Here is a 21437-nt window from a genome sequence, read left to right on the forward strand (position 1 = left end):
CTACATTTAGGTATTGGGTTCCCCGAAAGAAGCACGGTTATTTGTGACCAGATGGAAATGAATAAAGCATTCTTCCATTCCAGGGTTTTTATTTTTGTTTGTGAAGAGGGGGCATCGGGGGACGCCCCCTCTTTGTTTTGCTACATCTCTACCCTACTCTCCCGCTTATTGCCAATTTCATACGGTCTTGTAGGAATAATTGAAGAAGAGCACAGTAGCGCACCAACAGTTTTCTTACCAGAGCTGGTGCACGCTGGGCTTGATGTACTTTTCATACACGGCCTGCACGCCGGCCATTTGGTCGGGCGTGAGCGCGGGCAGGGCTGCGGCCTGAAGGTTGGAGGCCACCTGCTCGGGGCGCGAGGCGCCGGGTATCACGGTGCTCACCTCGGGGAACATAAGCACCCAGCGTAGGGCCCAGGCCGCCAGGGGCTCCTGACCCGGGAACAGCTTTTTCAGCTCCTCCACGGCCTCCAAGCCCAAGTCGAAGTCTACCCCGGAGAAGGTTTCGCCTTTGTCAAAGGCCTCGCCGTTGCGGTTGAAGCTGCGGTGGTCTTCGGGCCCGAAGGACGTCTGCGCCGACATTTTGCCGCTCAGCAACCCGCTGGCCAGGGGCACCCGCACAATCAGGCCCACGTTGTTTTCCCGGGCGGCGGCGAACAGTTGCTCACTGGGCTTCAGGCGGAACATGTTAAAGATCACCTGCACGGTGGTTACGTTGGGGTAGCGCATGGCCATGAGCGCCTCGTCTACCAGTTCCACGCTTACGCCCAGGTTCCGGATCTTGCCTTGCTCTTTGAGGCGGTCAAAGGCCTCAAAAATCTCGGGGCGGGTGTACACCTCGGTGGGCGGGCAGTGCAGTTGAATCAGGTCCAGCGTTTCCAGACCGGTGTTGCGCAGGCTTTGCTCCACGTAGCCGGTCAGTTTCTGGGGGGTGTACCCTTCGGCGGTATGCGGCTGTATCTGGCGGCCGCATTTGGTGGCCACAAAAATCTCCTCGGAGCGGTTCTTCACCACTCTGGCCACGGCGGCCTCGCTCTGGCCGTCGCTGTACACGTCGGCGGTGTCAATGAAGTTGACCCCGGCGTCAATGGCCGAGTTGATGATACGCTCGGCGTTCTGCTCATTGAACGGATCGCCCCAGCGGCCCCCTACCTGCCAGGTGCCCAGCGCTATCTCTGATACGTTAAATCCCGTTTTGCCTAGTGTTCTGTAGTTCATGTGCCTTTTTTAGTGTTGGTGTGTGTATTGGTTCTCTTCTAGAATTGGGGCGACCCTTCGCCTCCCCTGCTTCTGTTTTGGGCCTATTTCCCTGAAAACGGGTCCAAAACCCCTTTACCGGTGCTGCTCATACAACGTGGCCGGAACTTTCTCCCGCAGGGCCTCTACTTGTTGGGGGGTAAGCGCCGGGGCATTGGCGGCCGCCAGGGCCTGTTGCAGGTGCGCTTCGGTCCTGATGCCCAGCACGGCCGTGGTCACCGCCTTGTGGTGCAGGACGTACCGCACCGCGGTGTCCAGGGGATTTCCGCCCGGCTGGGTCTCCTGGCGTACCGCCGCTGCCGCCTCTTCTACTTCGTGGGCGGTGTGGCCCAGGTACGGGGCCGCTTGCTTGTGGAGCAGCAGGCCCTGGGCCAGGCTTCCGCGGGCCAGCACGCCAATGTTGTGTTGGTGGAGCAGCTCCAGGGCCTGTTCTTCGGGGCGGCGGTCCAGCAGGCTGTACTGCATCATGACGCTGACCAGCGAAGAACGCCTGACCCACTCCCGGATGACGTTGGGCCTGATGGACGAAATGCCGTAGTACCTGATCTTGCCTTGTTGTTTCAGGAGCTCAAAGGCTTCAATGGTCTCGTCTATGGGGTCTTCAATGGTGCCGCCGTGCAGTTGGTACAGGTCCAGGTAATCGGTCTGGAGCCGCCGGAGGCTTTGCTCCACCGCTTGCAGGATGTAAGCCTTGGTGGGGTTCCAGTCCCAGCCGCTGCCGTCGGGTCGCCACTGGTTGCCTACTTTGGTGGCGATGATCACCTGGTCCCGCCTGCCCAGGAATGCCTTACCCACCTGTTCCTCGTTCTGGCCGTGGTCGTACAGGTCGGCGGTGTCAAAGAAGTTGATGCCCTGGTTCAGGGCCCGGTGCAGCAGCCGCAGGTTTTCGGCCTCGCCGCCCTTCAACGACATGCACCCAAAACTCACCTCACTCACCGTTAAATTGGAGCTTCCTAGCTTTTTATAGTTCATACGCGCTTGCTCAAGTGTAACCTGGCCCAAGGCCCCTGGTTCAAAGGTAACAGGAAACCTGTTTTCCTGCCGATTTCCTGAAAGTAACCCCTAAACGCCCCTATTCCCTTGGTTGAACGGTGAACGCCCGAAGAAGATACCAAACCGCCGCCGAAGCCGCCCGAACAACCCGCCTGATTCTGGTCCATTTTCGGGATTCTGGCCCTAAAACAATGTCCCCGTAAGGTTCTGGTTCAGCCCCACTACAACCATTGCCAGGGGTTCTGCCCCTTAGATTTCAGTTTTGCGTACAGCAGCAAGAAGTACACCCCGTCCAGAATGAAAATGCCGACGTAAAGCAGCATGAGCAGGTAAGAACCGGGGAAGTACAGGTAAAACAGGATGGACGGAAAAACCGTCCCGATCAGTTTGCTCAGGGCAATGTAGACGGACTGGCCCGCGGCGCTGTTGCGCTTCAGGAACATGCGCACAAACAACACCGACATTAACAGGTTCTGGGCAAAGGCGGCGTAAATGCCAATGTAGTCCTCAAACTCGCGGGCCATGGCCGCAATGATGAGGCCGCAGTACAGGAGCGTGAACAGGAAGGTAAGGGAAAACAGGTTGGCCGGCAGGTTCTGAGGGAACTCCCGCTTGCCGTACCGGAGGTACTGCACCACAATGCCCGCATCAAACAAGAGCCAGAGGTAGTCAATGAACAACTGGGGCTGCGGGTGCGGGTACACGAAGGAAAAGATAAACTCCCAGGCGAAGTTGGCGCAGAGCGCCACCATGGGCATGCCGTAGGTTTTGTCCTGGTAGCCCCGCCGCAGGATGAGCAGGTACGTGATGGTCCAGAACAGGCCGCTGGCAATCATCAGGAAATGACTTAGCGAAGCCTCTAGGTGTACAGGGTCTTTTAGCATATATTTCGCTTACAATAAAACCGCCAATTTGTTTTGGCAACCGAGGGGCCCGGCACTTACTGGCTGTACCGCCGGTAAGTTAGCTCTCCCTTAGAATAGAAATGAGCCCAACCACTCCTCATGAAGCAGGAATACAGCCTTAAAGGCGTTTGCATCTGGTGTTTGAAAGACAAGTCCGCAGGAAGGACCTTCCGGAAGCAGCCCCACACCATTACCCGGCAGCTGGGAGCCACCCCCATTGGGTTTGACATCTGTGACGCGTGCAACGCGTACTTTGGCACCATCGGCCGGAAGGACCTGTACACCTTTTCCCCCGAAGTGGCTTTGATAGAGACGTTCACCAACCTCCGGTTTCTGGCCCAGCCGCAGTTTGGTGCTGCGCCTGAACTCCGGTCCCGGTTCTTCCACTTTCATCCCGCCACCGCCACCATCCACCCTACGGGCCGGTTCGAGCCCAAAGCCAGGTTCCTGAAAAACTTCACCAGGCAATTTAAGCGGGGCATTTACGAGGTGTTTTTGCAGGAATACCACCGAAACACCCAGAACGGCCAGGCGGATTGCTTCGCGAAAGTCAGGGAGTTCGCGCGCTGGGACAAGGGAAATCTGCCGTTGTACTTCCTCCAAAACAGGGAGGCTTTCTATATGGAAGAAGCCCCGGGTTGTCCCTCTTTAACGTTTGATGCGTCGGCGCTAAAGGAAATCAATGAAGCGGGGTTCTATCAGATGCGGCTTTTAGGGCAGCTGTTCTTCCTGGAAGTAACTGACAGCGCCAGGCTCACCCGTGCGGCGTATCTGAGAAAGCAGCTGAAGGAAGGGGCTGGAAAGAGCTCCAGCTTTGGAGAGTTGGTGAGGATGGAACTCATCACTGACCTGGATTTCACGGTAAGAAGCCTCGGTATCAGAACTGAAATTCTTGAACCTGTTCTGTGAGGCATTAGCTTGGTCCCCGCTTCGGGTTTTCACCAGCACCCGATATGGCGCTTACAATTAGATTGAAGCGCTTACGATTTGATTGTTGGTGATAACACCAACAATAGCTATAGGCTAGTTAAGAAATCCGGCCTTTAGAAACCGAAGAATTACAGTGATAACACCAACAATAGCTATAGGCTAGTGATAATGGCTAGTGATACTGGATGGTTAGAGTTTTCACCAACAGGGGCACGTAAAATGGGATTGTTAAGGCTTTTACCAACTATGGATGAGTGCATAAGATAGCTTTGATAGACTTCCCTTGTACATGGCTGAAAAGGTTTCCATGCTATTGATAAAATTTTGCTTGTACAGTTCTACGCTTTGCCCTGGTACATATTTATTTAAAGCCTGACCAAATGGAGCCTAATCCCCTTATTCTAACGCTTACCTTGGACCAGGAGGCTGCTGCGTTCTTTACCGCCTTGCGTATCCAGCATTTTCCGCCGGAGCGCAATTACCTGCAGGCGCATTTAACCCTCTTTCATAAGCTACCGGCGCAGGAAGAAAGCATTGGGGAAGTACTGAGCACCCTGAGCCGGACCCTGGCGCCCCTGCCCTTGCAGGTAACGGACCTGATGAGTTTGGGCCGCGGCGTGGCTTACAGAATTGCCAGCGAGGAGTTACAGCACCTGCACAAAACGCTGCAAGCCCAATGGGGGCCTTTCCTTTCCCCGCAGGACAAGCAGAAACTGCGGCCGCACATCACCATCCAGAACAAGGTAGCACCGGCCGTAGCCAAGGAACTGGAGCAAACGCTGCGGCAAACCTTCACTCCCTTCTCCATCAAGGGCACAGGGTTTACCCTCTGGGAGTACCTGGGCGGTCCGTGGGGGCTTTTACGCGAGTTTCCGTTCACGGCCCAGGAATCTCCAGGCTAAGGAAATCGGGATGAAGTGATTTGCTTCGCAGAAGTGGGCCACAGCTCAGGACTACAGTTCCAGGCTTTGCAGAAAAAGCTGCATTTTGTCAAAGTGCGAGCCTTTCCAGTACACCCGCTGGCAGTGGGCGCATTGGTAGAACTCCTCAAAATACTGCTTCGTTTTAGGGGGCAACTGGTCCAGGACCGTCTCTTTAGCCACCAACCCGATGGGGCCGTTGCAGGCCATGCAGCGGGTGAAGGGGTTGACCTGCTCCCGCAAGCCAAACCGCATCATTACTTCCTGCAGTTGCTCTTCCAGGTGCTGCGAGCGCAGCCAGTAGCCCGTGACTACCTGTTTGAGTTTGAGCAGGCCCACATTCCGGGTGAGTACCACGCGTTGCTCCCGCGCGGCCAGATCGGCGAGGGTTTTGTCGTCATAGTGGGTTTCGTAGAGGCTGTCAACCCCCAGTAGCCTGAGGTAGCGCGCCAGTTTGCCCAGGTGCACGTCCAGCACAAAGCGGATGGGCCGTGAGGCGGGAACCTGCAGGGGCGGCAAGGCGGAACCGGCCGTTTCGGCCACCACCGGAAACACCTCTACCCGGCTGCCGTCCTGCACCAGGTCAGAGAAAGTGGCCTCAAGGCCGTTGACCAATAGCCGGCCAATTTCGGGGTGCGGCACGCCCAGGGCTTCTACCACATCCTTCAGGGTGGCCTGAAACTGGAACGGGTACCGCACCCACTTCTGGCGGCGCGCTTTGGGCAGAAAATCGGTTAAAGGGCCATGAAACAAAAGGTGGGCGTACTGCTGCATCAAATTAGTAGGCGTAAAAGCTACCGTATAGAGGGTTTAAGGGCGAACGAGGGCCGAAAGACTTCCCTCATTGCACTTACTAAACAGTATTTGGCCCGCCCTTATTGCTTGCGCAGGAGGTGCTGCAGGTTACCGGCCCTGAACCAGCGGTAGCCGTAGGCCTCCAGCATGATGTGGTGGCAACCCTGGGCATCGGCCTCGCTCTCCTTCATGGCCAGCAGGTCAATGATCTTCTCCTCGGCGGTCTGCTCCAGCGAGAGTTTCACCTCCACGGCTTTTTCATCCAGGTTATGGACAATGAGCAGCGAACTGCCTTTCCAGCAATAGTGCATGATCAGGACAGAGGGCAAGGCCGAGGGCAGTATCTGCCAGTCGCCCCAGCCAATCTCGGGGCACTCCTGCCGCAGCCGGATGAGGGCAGTCATCCAGTTGAGGAGCGAGTCTGGGGTGCGGCGCTGCTGCTCCACGTTCACGTACTGGTAGGCGTACGGCCCCTGGTCAATGACGGGGTGCACCAGCGTTTCGGCGCTGGAAAAGCCCGCCTGCCGGTTCGCCGTCCATTGCATGGGCGTACGCACGGCTTCGCGTTCGGGCAGGTCCAGGTTCTCGCCCATGCCAATCTCATCGCCGTACCGGATCACAGGCGTACCGGGCAACGAGAACATGAGGCTGTAGGCCAGTTCCAGCTGCTGCCGGTTGCCCAGCATGGAAGGCAGGCGCCGCCGGATGCCCCGCTCATACAGCTGCATGTTTGCCTCTGGCCCGAAGCGGGCAAACACTTTCTGGCGCTCTTCCTCGGTTAACCGGCCCAGGTCCAGCTCATCATGGTTGCGCAGGAACATGGCCCACTGCGAAGTGGGGTACTGGATGCGGGTGGCTTCCAGGGCCTCTGCCAGCTTCTGGGTCTCGCCGGTGGCCAGTGCGTAGAACAGGTATTGGTTCACGTAGAAGTTGAACATGAGGTGGATGCCCTCGCCGGTCTGACCAAAGTACGGCTGGGTTTCCTGGGGCAGCACGTTCGCCTCGCCCAGCATAATGGCATCGCCGCGGCGCCACTGCAAAAAACGGCGCATGTCTTCCAGAATGCCGTAGCGCTGCTCCTTCTTTTTGTCGCCGGGCTGCTGGGTCTCAATCACGAAGGGCACGGCATCTACCCTGAACCCCGCCACCCCCAGCGCCAGCCAGTAGCCCATGATGCGGTTGATCTCCTTCCTTACCTCGGGGTGGTCCATGTTCAGGTCGGGCTGGTGGGCGTAGAACCGGTGGAAGTAGTAGGCTTTGGCCTGCTTGTCGTAGGTCCAGGTGGCTTTCTGCACGCCGGGGAACACCATGCCCTCGTCCCAGTCAGAGGGCTTCTTCTTGGACCACACGTACCAGTCATAGTACGGCGAAGCGGGGCCGGTGCGCGCGCTCTGGAACCAGGGGTGCTGGTCTGAGGTATGGTTCACCACCAGGTCAATGATCACCTTGATGCCGCGCTTGTTGGCCATGTGCATGAACTCCACAAAGGTACCGCTGGAGCCGTGGCGCGGGTCTACCCCGTAGAAGTCCTTGATGTCATAGCCGTTGTCTTTGTTGGGGGTAGGCTGAAACGGGGCCAGCCAGACGGTGTCCACGCCCATGGCGTGCAGGTAGTCCAGCCGCTGGGTAAGCCCTTCAAAATCGCCTACGCCGTCGCCGTTCAGGTCCATAAACGTTTCCAGGTCCAGGGAATAGATGACGGCATTCTTGTACCAGAGTTCTTCAGTCATGGGGCTCTTAGCAGTAAAGGGCGTGGGGAGTCTCTCTCCCGGCCAGGTAAGCAATACGGACCAGCCCGGTTCTGGATACAGACCAGCCCCAATTACCGGCAAGAACCCGAAGGCCCGGCTGCTACAGCCAGCCCGGTTTTGGGGGTGTTTTAAGGAAAAGAGGGCGAAAACAGTAAAGGCGGCGGGCACAACTTCTTTGCCCTAAACGGGTACAAGTCTAGAAGGATAAACCAACCCAACCTTATGGCAGACACACCTAAAACATTCCATCCTACCTTCAGCATTGGCGGCGACCTCACCGTGAACCGCATGGGTTACGGGGCCATGCGCATCACGGGCGAAGGCATCTGGGGCCCGCCCCAGGACCGGGCCGAAGCCATCAGGGTGCTGCAGCGTACCGTAGAGCTGGGCATCAACTTCATTGACACCGCCGACTCGTACGGCCCCCATGTCTCAGAGGAACTCATCGCCGAGGCGCTGTACCCCTACCCCCCGGAACTGGTCATCGGGACCAAGGGCGGCTTGCTGCGCACCGGCCCCAACCAGTGGCCCATCAACGCCAGACCAGACCACCTCAAACAAGCCCTGGAAGGCAGCCTGGAACGCCTGAAACTGGACCGCATAGACCTGTACCAGCTGCACCGCGTAGACCCCGAGGTTCCGTTTGAGCAGACGCTGGAGTTTCTGCAAGACGCCCAGGAACAGGGCCTGATCAGGCACATCGGGCTTTCTGAGGTGACCATTGAGCAGATCCAGCTGGCCCAGAAATACGTGGAGATCGTATCAGTGCAGAACATGTACAGCTTTGACAACCGCAAGTGGGAGGCTGAGCTCATGTACTGCGAAGACAACGCCATGGCCTTTATCCCGTGGTACCCGCTGGGCGGCGGCAACATGCAGGCCCAGGAAACCATTCAGCAGATTGCCCAGAAGTACGGCGCCACTCCCCACCAGATGGCCCTCAGCTGGCTGCTGCACCGGTCGCCCTGCATCCTGCTCATTCCGGGCACCTCCAAAGTGAAGCACCTGGAAGAAAACTACCAGGCCGCCGCCATCCCCCTTTCTGACGATGATTACGAAGCCCTGAACCAGGTGGGCGCCAACACTTTCGTCAGCTAAGCCCGGGCCGCGTTTGGTTAGAACGAGCAATTTACATGTATGCCGATATTGAGGTGTTTTCAGAGAATCAGGGCCAAACCAGGCTTGCAGCAGAGTTCAAATCTGACGTTCGGCTTCAGGCCTACTTCTTCCCCTCACTGAAAGCTGTATTAGAGCTGTTTTCAGGAAAAAGGCTCCAAAATAGCCACCAACAGGAACTGGAACTAACCAAAAGAGGAGCCTTATATGGGGCTCCTCTTTTGGTTATAAGTTAGGACTTCTGCCAGTGGCGTTCCAAGAATCCGGCCCGGCCGGAGCCCACATAGTACCGGTTGTAGTGGCTGGGATTCTTCTTGTAGTAATCCTGGTGGTAGGTTTCGGCGGGATAGAACGGGGCCGCGGGCAGGATGGGCGTCACGATGGGCGTCTCAAACGGGCCGCTCTGCTGGAGCTGATTCTTTGATTGCTGCGCCTGTTCTTTTTGCTGCTCAGAGTGGTAGAAAATGGCGGTGCGGTAAGAGGAACCCCGATCCCCGAACTGGCCGCCGGCATCGGTGGGGTCGATGGCCTGCCAGAAGATTTCCAGCAGCTGGGGGTACGAGATTACCTGAGGGTCAAACGTGACCTGCACCGCCTCATAGTGGCCGGTGGTCTCTGAGCAGACCTGTTCATAGGTGGGATTGGGCACGTGCCCCCCCGTGTATCCCGACACCACTTCTATCACTCCCTCGTACTTGTGGAAGGGTTTTACCATGCACCAAAAACAGCCGCCGGCAAAGGTGGCCTTCTCGTACTTCTGTTCTGTGTTAGACGTCTCTTCCATTGTACCAGGATCAAGCGTTGAAACTCATGCTCAGTATAAACTCTATTTGCCGGGTTTTGTTACAGCCCAGCCCTCTACCCGGGACCGAATCCTCTTTCCGTTAGAAAAGCCGATAGGAAATTTCTACCACCCCTGAGGATAGTAAATGGCTTCCCTCCCGCGCTTACTCGCTCTGTACGGCCGCCACTTTCTCTTTGGGCGACATGGCCTGGTACACAGCATCCAGAATGCGCTGGCGGGTCCGGAGCGAGATCAGCTTGTTAGACACCTTGGGGTGCACCCGGTTAGACAGGAAAACGTACACCAACTGGTTTCTGGGGTCTACCCACACGCAGGTGCCGGTATAGCCGGTATGGCCGTAGGTGTCCGGTGAGGCCAGCTTGGCCGGGTAGCCCAAGGCACTGTCAGAATCCCAGCGGTCAAAGCCCAGGCCTCTCCTGCTTACCCCCGATTGCTTGGCGGTAAACAGCTTCACGGTCTGCGGCTGCAGGTACCGGGCATCGCCGTAGGTGCCCCCGTTCAACATCATCTGGTACAGGATGGCCAGGTCATTGGCCGTGGCGAACAACCCTGCATGCCCCGACACGCCGCCCAGGCGGGCCGCGCCCCCGTCATGCACGTAGCCCCGCAGCAGAGATTTCCGGAAGGAGTTGTCTACCTCGGTGGGCACAATGCGGCTCTGCGGGAAACGGTTCAGGGGTAGGTAGCCGGCGGTTTGCATGCCCAGGGGTTGGTAAAACCGTTGGGCCACAAACGTGTCCAGGGAAACAGCGGCCTGCCGCTCCACGGCCTCCTTCAGGTAATACATGCCCACGTCGGCGTACACGTACTTGTCTTTGGGACTCATTTTGGCGTTGAGCATGCGGGGCCAGACCACCTCCTGGAAATAGTCGTTGCGCACAAAAGCGCTGTCCCCGGCTTTTACCGTGTATTTTTCGGTGGGCACGGGACTTACATCCTGCGGCTGCAGCGGCAGGTGTACCCCCGCCGGCAAACCCGACTGGTGCAACAACAGGTCTTTGATCTTGATGCCGGCTTTGTTGGTACCCCGGGCTGAGGGCACGTAGTAGGCGTAGGTAGAGTCCAGGGCCAGTTTCTGCTGGTCATACAGGTTCATGACCGCCATGGTAGTTGCCGAGACCTTGGTCACCGAGGCCACGTCAAAAATGTCGTTGAGCTGGGTAGGCTGGGTTTTGTCGTAGGTGTGGGAGCCGTAGGCTTTGTTGAAAATCACCTTGCCGTTCTTGGCCACCAGCACCACCGCGCCCGGGGTAGCCTGCTGCTGAATGGCCTCGGTCACCAGCTGGTCAATGGATTGCTCCAGCACCTGGCTCTTCAGGCCCACCTCCTCGGGCACCGTGTACTTGAGCCGGATAACAGGGGTGGTATAACCGCTCCCCTTGGGGTACCGGGCAGAATAGGTTCTGGCAAGCCGCGCAGTGGCGGGCACGCCCCCAAACACCAGCTGGGCAGCGTAATCAGCCGTAACTGCCGTGGCTTTCTCTGACCAGATCATGGGCGCGGTGAGGGCATCGGCGGAAGCCAGGTGCACCGCAGGGCCAAACACGGCCAGCACCAGCTGCTTCTGCCCCTGCAGGGTAGTCAGGAGTTCCAGGGTTTTAGGGTCTTTCAGACGGGCGGCCTCCACCTGCACCAGCACGGTTTGGTACGGGGCCAGGTCCTGGAGCAAGGCGGTGTAGGTGCCGGTTTGTCCGTACGCCGCGCCCGGGAAGGCCGTCACGGCGGTGTATTTGTTCAGGAGGCTGTCAAACTGGGCGGCGTGCGTTACCCCCAACGAGACACTGGCGATCTTCTGCTCCAGGTCTTTCAGGGGCACCAGGCCCGACTGGTTGTTCAGGACCACCACTGAGGCAGCGGCCTCCTGGTGCTGGTCCAGCCAGGTTTTGTTTTGCTTGCTTTCGTTTTTCTGGGCGTAGGTGCTGCAGGACGGGGCCGTAGCCACCAGGAGCAGCAGGCATACCTGCGCCATCTTTTTTTTCAATACCGAAGGACTCATGTTGTAAAGCGGGGCGATTGGGAACGTACACATAACGGGAAACCTCTTGCGGGGAGCCGCGCGGGGCGCTTCCCTTTCCCTTTAAACATGAAGGTAGGCAAAAAAAGTTTGGGAGAGTAGCCCCAGCCCGGCGCTGCCCCCCGGAAAACCACTTGCCCAAGGTAGAATTCAAGGCGGTTCCCGGGCCATGGGGTGCGTTCCTTCGGTGGTTTTTTCGTATGTAGAAAAGCAGACAAACAAATACTTGTATGGCACTAACAACCTCTACCACCAAGCAGAAAGCGCTGGCTTTAGGCGCCATTGCCGGCCTGCGCGCCGTCACCGCGCCCGCGCTGGTCACCGACCATTTCAGCAAATCGCCCACTATTTTCCTGCAGGGCACCCCGCTGCAGCCGCTGCAGAACCCCACCCTGGCCACGGTCCTGAAAATCCTGGCCCTGGCCGAGCTGATTGGCGACAAACTACCCCACATGCCCAACCGCATTGCGCCCCTGCAGCTGGTGCCCCGGGCCGTGTCTGGCGCAGTGGTGGGTGCCACCCTGGCCGAGGCCGAAGGCGAAAGCCGGGTCACGGGAGCCCTGCTGGGGCTGGTGGGAGCCCTCACCGCCGCCTACGCCTTCTTTTTTGCACGGCAGAAGCTGGGCCAACTCACCGGCCTGCCCGACTCTCTTTTCGCCCTCCTGGAAGATGCCCTGGCCCTGAAAGGGGGAGCCGCCGTTTTAAGGCAGTAATCCCTAAAACAGGGCCAAAACGGTGGCCTGGGACGGCTTACTTCTTAGGCACAAACTTGCCGTGGTCTGGCACGGCGATGGTGTCAAACTCCTCCACCAGTTTTCGGAGTCCCTGGGCGAGGGCCTCCCCTTCCATGGCCTGGCCGTGGCCGGGCACAATGAGGTTGGGCCTGAGCGCCTCCAACTTCCGCACCGACTCCCAGGCGGCTTGCCAGTCGGTGGTGAGATAGCGGGGCGGGCCCTGCACCTCTGGGGTCTGCATCAGCACTTTGTAGAAGGAATCCTGCTTGACGGTGATCACGGCATCGCCGGAGATAAGTGTACGGTCCGCCTCCCTGAACAGGGCCACGTGCCCCGGCGAGTGCCCGGGCGTGAACACCCAGCCCCAGCCCGGCATGCCCGGCACGGTTCCATCCGGCGGCAGCAGTTGCGGATTGGCCGCGCTGATGTCAATGGGCTCATGCGGATAGATGGAGGAGATCTTGGCCAGCATGCCCCCTTCCACGGTGGTGTCGGGCTCGGGGTAGGCTTGCTGGCCGGTAAGGAACGGGATTTCCAGCGGGTGCGCGTACACCGGTACGGACCAGGTGGCCAGAATGCCCGCCAGCCCGCCCACGTGGTCAAAGTGGCCGTGGGTTAAGATGATGGCGGCCGGTTGCGCCTGCGCCCCAAACACGCTCCTGGCTACGTCCATTACCTCCTGCGCGCATTTGGGCATGCCGGCATCTACCAGCACCCAGTGGCTAGCGTCGCCCACCAGGGCAAAATTCACGATCTGGTTGGTGTAATAGTACACGTCTGGCCGGACTTGCTTCAGGTTGCCGGTGGAGACAGACGTCATGGGGATGAACTTGTCATCTTCGCTTTGGTGCAGGTGGGTTGGCATAGCGTTCCTGGTTGGTTCTATGCTTAGCACGAAATGTTTCCAGGAAAGTTACCGGGGCATCCTCAAAGGCATAGTAGAAGGCCCTCCTGTTTTGGGGCCGTTTTCTCTGAAAGGTGCCAAAAACAGAAAATTATCGGCGGAGCCGTGCTCCGTAAAGGGTGAAGAAGCCCAAGGCAGCGGGTAATCAGGAAAAGGCCCAGGCCAGAACTGCCCTTTAGGATCAACTGGGTTTACTCAGCGCAAATTTTTCCTTGGGAGGGACAAAGCGAGGTGTTTCCCTGGGTGCAAGGCATTGCGGTGGTTTCTTTTGCTGAAGTTTATGCGGTGGTATGAGAAAGAGTGAAATACATAAGGGCCAGCTGGTGTAAACACCCCTCTGCGCTCCCCTCAAGGGGAGAGTAGCTTTTGAAGGCCTGATCGTTGGATTCCGGCGCCCTAATGAGCCTTGTTCAAGATCAAAAGCCAAGATCGGTTGATTATTCCAGATCATGTAATAGGCATGTCATCTTGGGGCGCAAGAATGTTTCTGCAATAAATGGTACAGGTAAAAAAAGGCGGCAAGCACATCGTCCTATCTCGAAAGGACAGCAGCATCGGAAATTATCTCATGAAGGATCAACCCAGGCCGGCTTCCTTGGCCAGAGCCACCATGTCGGCTACGTTGGCGGTGCCCAGGCGGGTCTGGATGTTGCGGCGGTGGGTGGTGACCGTATGGAAGCTCAGGTACAGCTTGCTGGCAATCTGTTTGGAGCTCATGCCCTGGCACACCATGGTCAGGATTTCCTGCTCCCGCTTGCTGAGGCTGTTGATGAGGAGTTTGTTCTTGAGTTTGAGGTTTTCCTGCAGGGCGGTAATGAGCTGTTTCTCGGTGTTCATGCGGGGGCTCATGTCCACGTCTACGCAGAGCAGTTCGGCCACCTCGCCGTCCTGGTTCTGGGAGAAAGCCTTGGCCCAGCCCATGAACCACTTGTACTCTTCCTGCGCTTTGTGCCGGGCCCGGAAAATGCCACCGTACTCGGCCCCGGTAAACTCCTGGTAATGGGTGACGCTGTTGTCCTGCACGCAGTGGTCCTCAGGGTGCACAATGCGGCGCAGGTATTCCAGCCCGCCCATCTCCCTGATTTCCTCCAGGGAGTAGCCCAGGGTCTCCTCATTGGTTTTGTTGCACCAGACCACGCCCTCCTGCAGGTCTGAAATGTAAATGTTCGCAGGCACCTCTTGGATCACCCTCTCCAGAAATGCACATTTCTCCTTTAAGGCCTCTACCTGCTTTTTCAACTTTTCTACTTTCTCTTGTGGGGTAAAAGTAGTCTCCATACGTCTTCCTATAAGGGGGATTTGCCAGAGGCAGAAATATACCAAAAAAATAATAAATTTTACTAATAAACCCGCTGTGCTAACGTAAATTAAATAATGAATTGCACTAAATAAGTATAAACCCCATTTCACCCACCAGTAATAACCCCTTCATCATGGGTTGGCAGCAGCCGCTTCGTAGCTCATTTAGGCTAGATTTTGGTTGATGGCAGGGGCGCTAAACTGGCATCCTGTGCTTGCCGGGGGGGATTTGGACTCTAAACGGGCTGCTCCAGAACGGAGTCGGTTGGGGTGCTTAGGGCAAACGCTTCTACTTCCCGCACCTCGCCCGGAGCCATTTCCGCCAGGTAGATGTCGCCGATGCGTACCCTGATGAGCCGCAGGGTGGGAAACCCCACGGCCGCCGTCATTTTGCGGACCTGCCGGTTCTTGCCCTCGGTGAGGGTGATGGCCACCCAACTGGTGGGGCCGTGCCGGTCATCGCGCACGCGCCGGGACCGCTCAGGAAAATCGGGCGCAGGCTCCAGGGCCCGCACTTTGCAGGGCAGCGTCTGGTACATCTGCTTTTCGTGGGCAATAGAAAGGCCGCCTTGCTGCAGCCGGGCCAGGGCCTCTGGGGTAATGAGGCCGTCTACCTGGGCGTAGTACTCCTTTTCCACTTTCCGGCCGCGTACGAACTCGCTCATTTTGCCGTCGGTGGTGAGCAGCAGGAGCCCTTCGCTGTCCTGGTCTAGCCGGCCAATGGCCATGGTGCCTTCCGGGAACGGATACAATTCGCCCAACAGCTTCTTCTTCCGGGCGTCGGTGATGAACTGGCTGAGATAGCCGTAGGGCTTGTGCAGGATAAAGTGGCGGTGCTGCTTCTGGGGCTGGGTCAAAGGACTGGAGTATTTTTGGGCAAATTTCCGGAAAATAGCCCTAAAATGGAAATCTATCCCCGAAAGGCTCTGCCCCAAGCCCGCCCGCCGTTTACGCCCTTGTGCGCTCACTCCGTAAAGGCGCCCTCTTTCCCAATGCGCCTTGGGCAGGGCTGGCGCCTACCCGACCCCCAGGCTGAACTCTTCCATGACGGTGTAGCGGGGGTGCGGCGAGGCCAGTTCCGACTGCCAGAGCGCAAACGAATGGACCGGGTACAGGATGGTCTCCGTAGGGGCGATCTGGGGCAAATGCTGTGGCGGCCGCCCGGCCTTTTGGAAGCGGCACAGCGTAACGTGCGGGATAAACTTCTCCTGTTTGGGCGGAGCCTCTGACAGGGCCTGGGTGAGTTCCTGGCTTAGGCGCGAAAATGCCTCGTTTTGGCTAAAACGGGCCCAAATCAGGCGGGGCGCCCTGGGTTTGGGGCCGGGCTCCAGCTGCTCCAGGGTGAGCGTGAAAGGCTGGTGCCGCGGGGCTACCTGCGCCAGCGTCTGCCGGATGCTGGGTACCTCGGCCGCCGGCACGTTGCCCAGGAAAAAAAGCGTCAGGTGCAGGTTCTGCCCCGGCACCGGCCTGATCTGCGGATGGGCGTAGGCCTGACGAGCCTGCCCCAGGTAAGCTTTGAGGTCGGGTGGCAAGGCGGCGGCCACAAATAAACGAATGGTGTCTGTCATTGCTCTGTCTGCCTAAGTGTTCTCTCTTTTCTTTCAATGCCCTTGGGGCGATCTGCGGTACTCTGGCGGTTGCGCGTGGGCTGGTACCGGGGATAGGTCCGGTTCAAAGCCCGCTTCTTGCGCATTCCCCTTAGAAATCCTGCCCCAGCGAGATTTGCCCAATGTGTTTCAGGTCGTTCAGGTCTTTGTAGAGGTGTTTCAGGTCCACAGCCTCGGGCACAAACACGTAGAGCATGATCTTGGAGTGCTGCTTGTTGTTGGACTGCACCACGTTGATGTTCTTGGTGGTGATCTCATGTTTTTCCAGCACCGAAAAGATCTTGCTGGTTTCAATTTTGGGCGACTGAAAGCTGATCTTCAGGGTTTTAAGCGCCCCTCCCCTGAACACCCGTTTCCCCACTTTGTCCAGGATGGCCAGCACAAACAGCAGGAGCAGCGTCACGATCACCGCCGCCTGGTACAAGCCCACGCCCACCGCCAGGCCCACCGCGGCTACCGACCAGATGGTAGCGGCCGTGGTAAGGCCGTGTGTGCTCCCGCCCAACCGGAAAATGGCCCCCGCCCCCAGGAATCCAATACCCGACACCACCTGGGCGGCTATCCGGCCGGGGTCTACGTTGGTGTAGTGCGCGTAGGTCTGCGGAATGTAGATGGAAATGAGCATGAGCAGGCAGGAACCCACCGAAATGACCATGTGCGTGCGCAAGCCCGCGTGCTGGCGCCTACTTTCCCGCTCCCAGCCCAGCAAGCCCCCTAACACAGTACTTAACAGCAGCCGTACGCCCACCGTGGTGAGGTTTATTTCCGTTGATTCCAGTAGCAAAAATTCCATAGCAATCCGTTAACGCCCGTAGCTCACCTCCCTCTACTCCCAGTCCGGCGTAAAAGTTGGCGCCGCGGGCGGGTACCGGTTCCGGCAGGGTCCTGCATCTGGCAGGATAGGCCTAAGGGTGTACCATCTGCAGGCCGCAGTTGCCTCTACTCTGGCAGAACAGAACCTGGCTGGTGCTGCTCCCTCAACTCGCTGCCCTCCTGGCCGTACAAAAAAGGAATCTGCTCCGGGTGGAGCAATTACCAACCCGTAAACCCAAGACCATGGAAGAAAAAAATAAACCAGCGCAGGACCCCACCCCTGCCAAGGGCAAGAAAAGCACCGCCGATCCGCACGCCACCTACAACCAGGATTCTGAGGAGCTGAGAAACAGCCCCACCGGCTCTATGTATGACGCCGGCTCGTCTGGCAACACCGGGCACGAGGGCTTTCTTTCCCGCCAGGACGAGGATGATTTCAAAAGCAGGACCAATGAGCCTGAGAACCGGTAGAGCCCTTTTGCCAGGGGCTTAAAGAGTTTAAGGGCCTGGGTAGCCAACAGAGCAATCTCTCCCTTTGCCACCCAGGCACTTTATCTTAGGCCAGTACCGCTTTCTTCCGGGAACCCAGACCGGGTATCCCGTTTCAACCTAAAAAAGTTACCTTTCCGCGCCGGGTAATTTGCCTCCCGCGCACCCAGCAGAAACCTTTCAATCCCTTAAAGAAGACCCGTATGAAAATAGCCGTAACCGGAGCAACAGGACAGCTCGGCCGCCTGGTGGTAGGCAAACTGAAACAGAAAGTAGCCCAGGATAACCTTGTGGCCCTGGTGCGTTCCCCCCAAAAGGCCGCCGACCTGGGCGTGGAAGCCCGCGAGGCCGACTACACCCAACCTGACACCCTGGCCCGCGCCTTACAAGGCGTAGATACGCTGCTGCTCATTTCCTCCAGCGAGGTGGGCCAGCGCGCGGCCCAGCACGCCAACGTCATTGAGGCAGCCAGGACCGCCGGGGTAAAATGGATCGTGTACACCAGCATCCTGCACGCCGACACCTCCGAAATTAGCCTGGCAGACGAGCACCGGGCCACCGAAGCCGCCCTGCAGGCTTCCGGCATCCCGTACACGCTCCTGCGCAATGGCTGGTACACCGAGAACTACACCGGCTCTATCGGCGGCGCCCTGGCCGGCGGAGCCTTTATTGGCAGCGCCGGTGATGGAAAAATCTCCGCTGCCACCCGCGATGATTTCGCGGAGGCCGCCGTGGCCGTGCTGACCAGCGACGGGCACCAGGGCAAGACCTATGAGCTGGCCGGGGACGAGGCCTTCACCCTGACCGAACTGGCCGCCGAAATCTCCCGCCAGTCGGGCAAGGACGTGCCGTACAAGAACTTACCGCCGGCAGAGTACGCCGCTGCCCTCGCCAGTTTCGGGGTGCCCGAAGGGTTTGCCCACGGCATTGCCAGCTGGGACGTGGCCGCCTCGCACGGCGCCCTGTTTGACGACAGCCGCCAGCTGTCGCAGCTCATTGGCAGGCCCACCACGCCCCTTTCTGAAGCCGTCGCCCAGGCCCTGAAGGGAGTTCAACAAGGCTAGGTTGGCTGGTAGTCAGCACGGCCTGTATTTGAGCCGTTTAGTTCTTCAACTATGGATGGTCCATGTTTTCAACCTGGACCTAAAATGAACGGAAGTTTGTACCTTCAGTGAGGCAATAGCCTCAAATTGGGTAAGACGGGCAATGGGCTTCTCCGCCGTTTAAGGCTTTTGCGTAGAACGAAACGGCCCTGCGTTGCCTGTATAGATATAAAAGAGAAGCCTGCCCCGTTTGCTTGGGGCAGGCTTCTCTTTTTTTTCAGCAGGTGGTTTACTTATTTGATGGCCACCGGCACCTCCAGGTTCTCCCACAGCAGCGAGAACCCTTTGGGGGTGATTTCGTACTTCAGGCTCTCCGTCATCTGCGCCGATTTTCTGGGCTTCACGTTCATGGTCAGCACGTTATTGGCCGGGTCAAAGTTAGCGCCCTGGCGGTTGGTGCCCCACTGGCCGGTCTGGGAGTTGAAAATCACCTGCCACTGTTGCTCACCGGGCACCATAAACACGCTGTACTTGCCGGCTTTCAGGGTTTTGCCTTCCACTTTAATGTCTTTGTCGGTGGTGAAGGTAGTGGCTTCGTTGGCTCCTGCCCTCCAGGCTTTGCCATACGGCACCAGTTCGCCCCAGATGGTACGGCCCTTTACCGAGGGGCTGCTGTACGCAATGGTAATGGTGGCGGCGCCCACTTTGCCGGTGGCAGTGGCCGCCGGGCTGGCCTTAGGTTTCGCCCCCTGGGCAAACACCTGGGCCGTCATGGTGAGCAGGAACAGGAGCGTAAGCAGTAAGGGATTTTTCTTTGGTGTGTTCATCATTTTATACAGGTTAGGTTATGGGGTTAAATGTAAAGCATATTCTGGTGCTACCGGTAGTTTTCTGCCCAGCCACCGTTTTTTGTTTCCGCCTTTGCCAGTACCCAGCTAGTAAAGGGTCACAGCGCGCGCCGGGGCTGCCGGTCATTTCAACGCTTTAATATAAGCAATCGTGCGTAAAGCAACAGCAGACAGAAGGTACAACCTGTTATTTGCTCCATCACCCGTTGGTCTTTTCTAACCAGTTCAAAGCCAGGACGCTGCACTCTTTGTTTTAGGCCTGATTTTGCTAAAACTGACCTTAAACTGCTTTTGGCAAAGCCTTGCCCGAGGCGCTTACAAAACCGGCAGACAGTATGGTCACAGCGCCTGAGCTTTAAAAGTCAAATTTTAACGTAGATTAAGCTAATCAGGCCAGTTTCTATCATTTTTATATTTAATTATACCTAAAAAAGTTTCAATACACTATTCTTGTATATAAACTTTCTTTTATATTTAAGGCTCCAAAGCAGCATTAATCCAAATAAAACCAAGGAGGTGTCCATTGAAAGAGTCCCAAATCCAATACAGGGTAAGCCAGGAAGTGAAGTGGGAGAAACTACTGGCGCTCTCCCTGGAGCTGTTCTGCACCGTTGATACCGACGGCATCTGCCACTACACCAGCCCAGCCAGCCTGGACCTGCTGGGCTACGAAGCCTGGGAACTGACCAACCATGCCCTCTCCGACCTGCTCCCGCCCGCCGAGGTCCCCCGGATGGAGCACGCGTTTCAGATGGTGAGGTTTGGGGTGAGCCGGGGCTTCAGGACTACCCTGACCCACAAAGATGGCTTTGAGGTGGTGGTTTCCTGGGCCGTCACCTGGTCTGAGGAAGACGGCTTGTACTACTGCGTGGGCCGGAACGTGTGCGGCCCGGACAGCAAGTGGCAAACCAAACCAGAGGACACCCAGGAATCCAGGCAAACCGACCGGCCCTTCGCCGCGACCCATTGGCTGGGGCACTCCCTGGAACAACCAGCGGCGACAGGCACGGAATGGGAGAAGGTAGAGCTTTCCCTATCGCCCCAAACGGTAGAAGCCCCCGCTCCCTTTGACAACATTTCCTGGCTGGCCAACAAAGCAAGCAACAGCGTGCTGGTCACCGACCGCCAGGGGCAAGTAGAATGGGCCAACCAGGGGTTTCTGCGCCTGTTTGGCTATGGCGCGGAAGAGGTGCTTGGCCGGCACTCCCAAACCCTGGTTCCCTGCCTGGAGGCTGCGCCGGAGGCCCTGGCCGAGGTGGAGGAGAAACTGCTGCGGGGCGAGCCCGTGGCGTATGAGCTCCAGAGCCGGAAAAAAGGCGGCGAGGCCATCTGGGTGTCGGTGGAGGTTTTCCCTATCCTGGTTCAGAACGGGGTGGTCACTCGCTACGCGGAAATGCATACCGACCTCACGGCCCAGAAGCGCACTGAACAGGAGCTGTCGCAGCTCACCAAAGACCTCTTCAAAAAGAACCGCGACCTGCAGCAGTTCACTTACATGGTGTCGCACAACCTGCGCACCCCGGTGGCCAACGCCATGGGGCTCGCCAGCCTGCTCACCACCATCGACAAAAACTCAGAGGCGTTTGCCCGGTCCTTGTCTTACCTGAGGCTGAGTTTGTACCGCATGGACACCGTGCTGCGCGACATGAACACCATCCTGAGCATCAGGGACCGGCGCGGCGCGGTGGTCCTGGAGCGGGTAGACCCGGAGGCCGTGGTGCTGCAGGCCATGTCGGCCCTGGAGGAACAGCTCCGGGAGGCCGGCGCCACCATCAACGTAGACCTGCCCGACGGGCTTACCCTCCACACCAACCAGGCCGCACTTTACAGCATCCTGTTCAACCTCCTGGCCAACTCCGTGAAATACCGGGCCCAGGACCGGAGGCTGGAGGTAAACCTGACCTTCTACCGCGACCCCGCCGCCGGCACCGTGATCACCTTCGCCGACAACGGCTCAGGGTTTGACATGGAGAAGAACAAAGACAACGTGTTCAAGCTGTACAAGCGGTTCCATACCCAAACCGACGGGCGGGGCATGGGCCTGTTCCTCATCAAAACCCACCTTGACTCGCTGGGCGGCCACGTGGAGGTGAGCAGCCAACCGGGCCAGGGCACCACGTTCCTGCTCACACTGCCCTAATACCAGACCAGCTGGGTGCACAAGCAAAGAAAGCTACCTGCAGTTGGGCAAGCGGTTTTAGGGCCGATTTT

At 58.0% G+C, this 21437-nt stretch carries 20 protein-coding genes; 7 read left to right on the plus strand and 13 right to left on the minus strand.

Features of this window, described 5'->3' with window-relative positions; genetic code table 11:
- Positions 1–234: 234 nt before the first annotated feature.
- The 3 genes from JT718_RS05280 to JT718_RS05290 all read right to left on the minus strand — a co-directional run bounded on the left by JT718_RS05280 (position 235) and on the right by JT718_RS05290 (position 3137).
- Complete coding sequence (locus JT718_RS05280; RefSeq protein ID WP_205500827.1) at positions 235–1221, minus strand: aldo/keto reductase; 987 nt, start codon at positions 1219–1221, stop codon at positions 235–237.
- Positions 1222–1335: 114 nt separating this feature from the next.
- Entirely contained in the window at positions 1336–2232 is an 897-nt protein-coding gene (locus JT718_RS05285; RefSeq protein WP_205500828.1) for an aldo/keto reductase, read from the minus strand.
- A gap of 242 nt (positions 2233–2474) precedes the next feature.
- Positions 2475–3137, minus strand: coding sequence for a transmembrane-type terpene cyclase (locus JT718_RS05290; RefSeq protein ID WP_205500829.1), 663 nt, complete (start codon positions 3135–3137; stop codon positions 2475–2477).
- A gap of 162 nt (positions 3138–3299) precedes the next feature.
- On the opposite strand from JT718_RS05290, the gene JT718_RS05295 reads away from it, so the two are divergent.
- Both JT718_RS05295 and JT718_RS05300 read left to right on the plus strand, forming a co-directional pair.
- Entirely contained in the window at positions 3300–4067 is a 768-nt protein-coding gene (locus JT718_RS05295; protein ID WP_205500830.1) for a hypothetical protein, read from the plus strand.
- A 401-nt stretch (positions 4068–4468) separates the two neighbouring features.
- Entirely contained in the window at positions 4469–4990 is a 522-nt protein-coding gene (locus JT718_RS05300) for a 2'-5' RNA ligase family protein (protein WP_205500831.1), read from the plus strand.
- 51 nt (positions 4991–5041) lie between these two features.
- Here JT718_RS05300 and JT718_RS05305 read toward each other — a convergent pair whose 3' ends face one another.
- On the minus strand, positions 5042–5782 hold the full coding sequence (locus JT718_RS05305) for a Mut7-C RNAse domain-containing protein (RefSeq protein ID WP_205500832.1): 741 nt from the start codon (positions 5780–5782) through the stop codon (positions 5042–5044).
- Between the two features lie 101 nt (positions 5783–5883).
- Positions 5884–7533, minus strand: coding sequence for an alpha-amylase family protein (locus JT718_RS05310; RefSeq protein WP_205500833.1), 1650 nt, complete (start codon positions 7531–7533; stop codon positions 5884–5886).
- Between the two features lie 243 nt (positions 7534–7776).
- Between JT718_RS05310 and JT718_RS05315 the strand changes: the two genes are divergently transcribed.
- The gene (locus tag JT718_RS05315) at positions 7777–8652 is read left to right on the plus strand and encodes an aldo/keto reductase (RefSeq protein ID WP_205500834.1); all 876 of its coding nucleotides are present in this window, start codon (positions 7777–7779) and stop codon (positions 8650–8652) included.
- Positions 8653–8902: 250 nt separating this feature from the next.
- Here JT718_RS05315 and msrA read toward each other — a convergent pair whose 3' ends face one another.
- Both msrA and JT718_RS05325 read right to left on the minus strand, forming a co-directional pair.
- Positions 8903–9454 (minus strand): peptide-methionine (S)-S-oxide reductase MsrA, encoded by a 552-nt coding sequence (msrA, locus tag JT718_RS05320; RefSeq protein ID WP_205500835.1) that lies wholly within the window; start codon positions 9452–9454, stop codon positions 8903–8905.
- Positions 9455–9617: 163 nt separating this feature from the next.
- Positions 9618–11444: a serine hydrolase domain-containing protein gene (locus JT718_RS05325; protein WP_205500836.1), complete on the minus strand. Its 1827-nt coding sequence runs from the start codon at positions 11442–11444 to the stop codon at positions 9618–9620.
- A 275-nt stretch (positions 11445–11719) separates the two neighbouring features.
- Between JT718_RS05325 and JT718_RS05330 the strand changes: the two genes are divergently transcribed.
- Positions 11720–12202, plus strand: coding sequence for a DUF4126 family protein (locus JT718_RS05330; RefSeq protein ID WP_205500837.1), 483 nt, complete (start codon positions 11720–11722; stop codon positions 12200–12202).
- Between the two features lie 37 nt (positions 12203–12239).
- On the opposite strand, the gene JT718_RS05335 is transcribed toward JT718_RS05330, so the two are convergent.
- The 5 genes from JT718_RS05335 to JT718_RS05355 all read right to left on the minus strand — a co-directional run bounded on the left by JT718_RS05335 (position 12240) and on the right by JT718_RS05355 (position 16826).
- On the minus strand, positions 12240–13088 hold the full coding sequence (locus tag JT718_RS05335) for an MBL fold metallo-hydrolase (RefSeq protein ID WP_240336938.1): 849 nt from the start codon (positions 13086–13088) through the stop codon (positions 12240–12242).
- A 615-nt stretch (positions 13089–13703) separates the two neighbouring features.
- The gene (locus JT718_RS05340) at positions 13704–14405 is read right to left on the minus strand and encodes a LuxR C-terminal-related transcriptional regulator (protein ID WP_205500838.1); all 702 of its coding nucleotides are present in this window, start codon (positions 14403–14405) and stop codon (positions 13704–13706) included.
- Between the two features lie 257 nt (positions 14406–14662).
- Positions 14663–15283, minus strand: coding sequence for a pseudouridine synthase (locus JT718_RS05345; RefSeq protein WP_205500839.1), 621 nt, complete (start codon positions 15281–15283; stop codon positions 14663–14665).
- 159 nt (positions 15284–15442) lie between these two features.
- A complete protein-coding gene (gene thpR / locus JT718_RS05350; protein ID WP_205500840.1) occupies positions 15443–15994 on the minus strand; it encodes an RNA 2',3'-cyclic phosphodiesterase in 552 nt (183 codons plus the stop codon).
- Positions 15995–16124: 130 nt separating this feature from the next.
- Entirely contained in the window at positions 16125–16826 is a 702-nt protein-coding gene (locus JT718_RS05355; protein WP_205500841.1) for an MgtC/SapB family protein, read from the minus strand.
- Positions 16827–17089: 263 nt separating this feature from the next.
- Here JT718_RS05355 and JT718_RS05360 point away from each other — a divergent pair, with 263 nt between their 5' ends.
- Positions 17090–17317: a hypothetical protein gene (locus tag JT718_RS05360; protein WP_205500842.1), complete on the plus strand. Its 228-nt coding sequence runs from the start codon at positions 17090–17092 to the stop codon at positions 17315–17317.
- A 221-nt stretch (positions 17318–17538) separates the two neighbouring features.
- The gene (locus JT718_RS05365) at positions 17539–18399 is read left to right on the plus strand and encodes an SDR family oxidoreductase (protein ID WP_205500843.1); all 861 of its coding nucleotides are present in this window, start codon (positions 17539–17541) and stop codon (positions 18397–18399) included.
- Positions 18400–18671: 272 nt separating this feature from the next.
- On the opposite strand, the gene JT718_RS05370 is transcribed toward JT718_RS05365, so the two are convergent.
- The gene (locus JT718_RS05370; protein WP_240336939.1) at positions 18672–19208 is read right to left on the minus strand and encodes a DUF2911 domain-containing protein; all 537 of its coding nucleotides are present in this window, start codon (positions 19206–19208) and stop codon (positions 18672–18674) included.
- A 541-nt stretch (positions 19209–19749) separates the two neighbouring features.
- Between JT718_RS05370 and JT718_RS05375 the strand changes: the two genes are divergently transcribed.
- Complete coding sequence (locus JT718_RS05375) at positions 19750–21366, plus strand: PAS domain S-box protein (protein WP_205500844.1); 1617 nt, start codon at positions 19750–19752, stop codon at positions 21364–21366.
- The last annotated feature ends 71 nt before the right edge of the window (positions 21367–21437 follow it).

It is taken from the genome of Rufibacter psychrotolerans, from assembly GCF_016924645.1.
Lineage (GTDB): Bacteria > Bacteroidota > Bacteroidia > Cytophagales > Hymenobacteraceae > Nibribacter > Nibribacter psychrotolerans.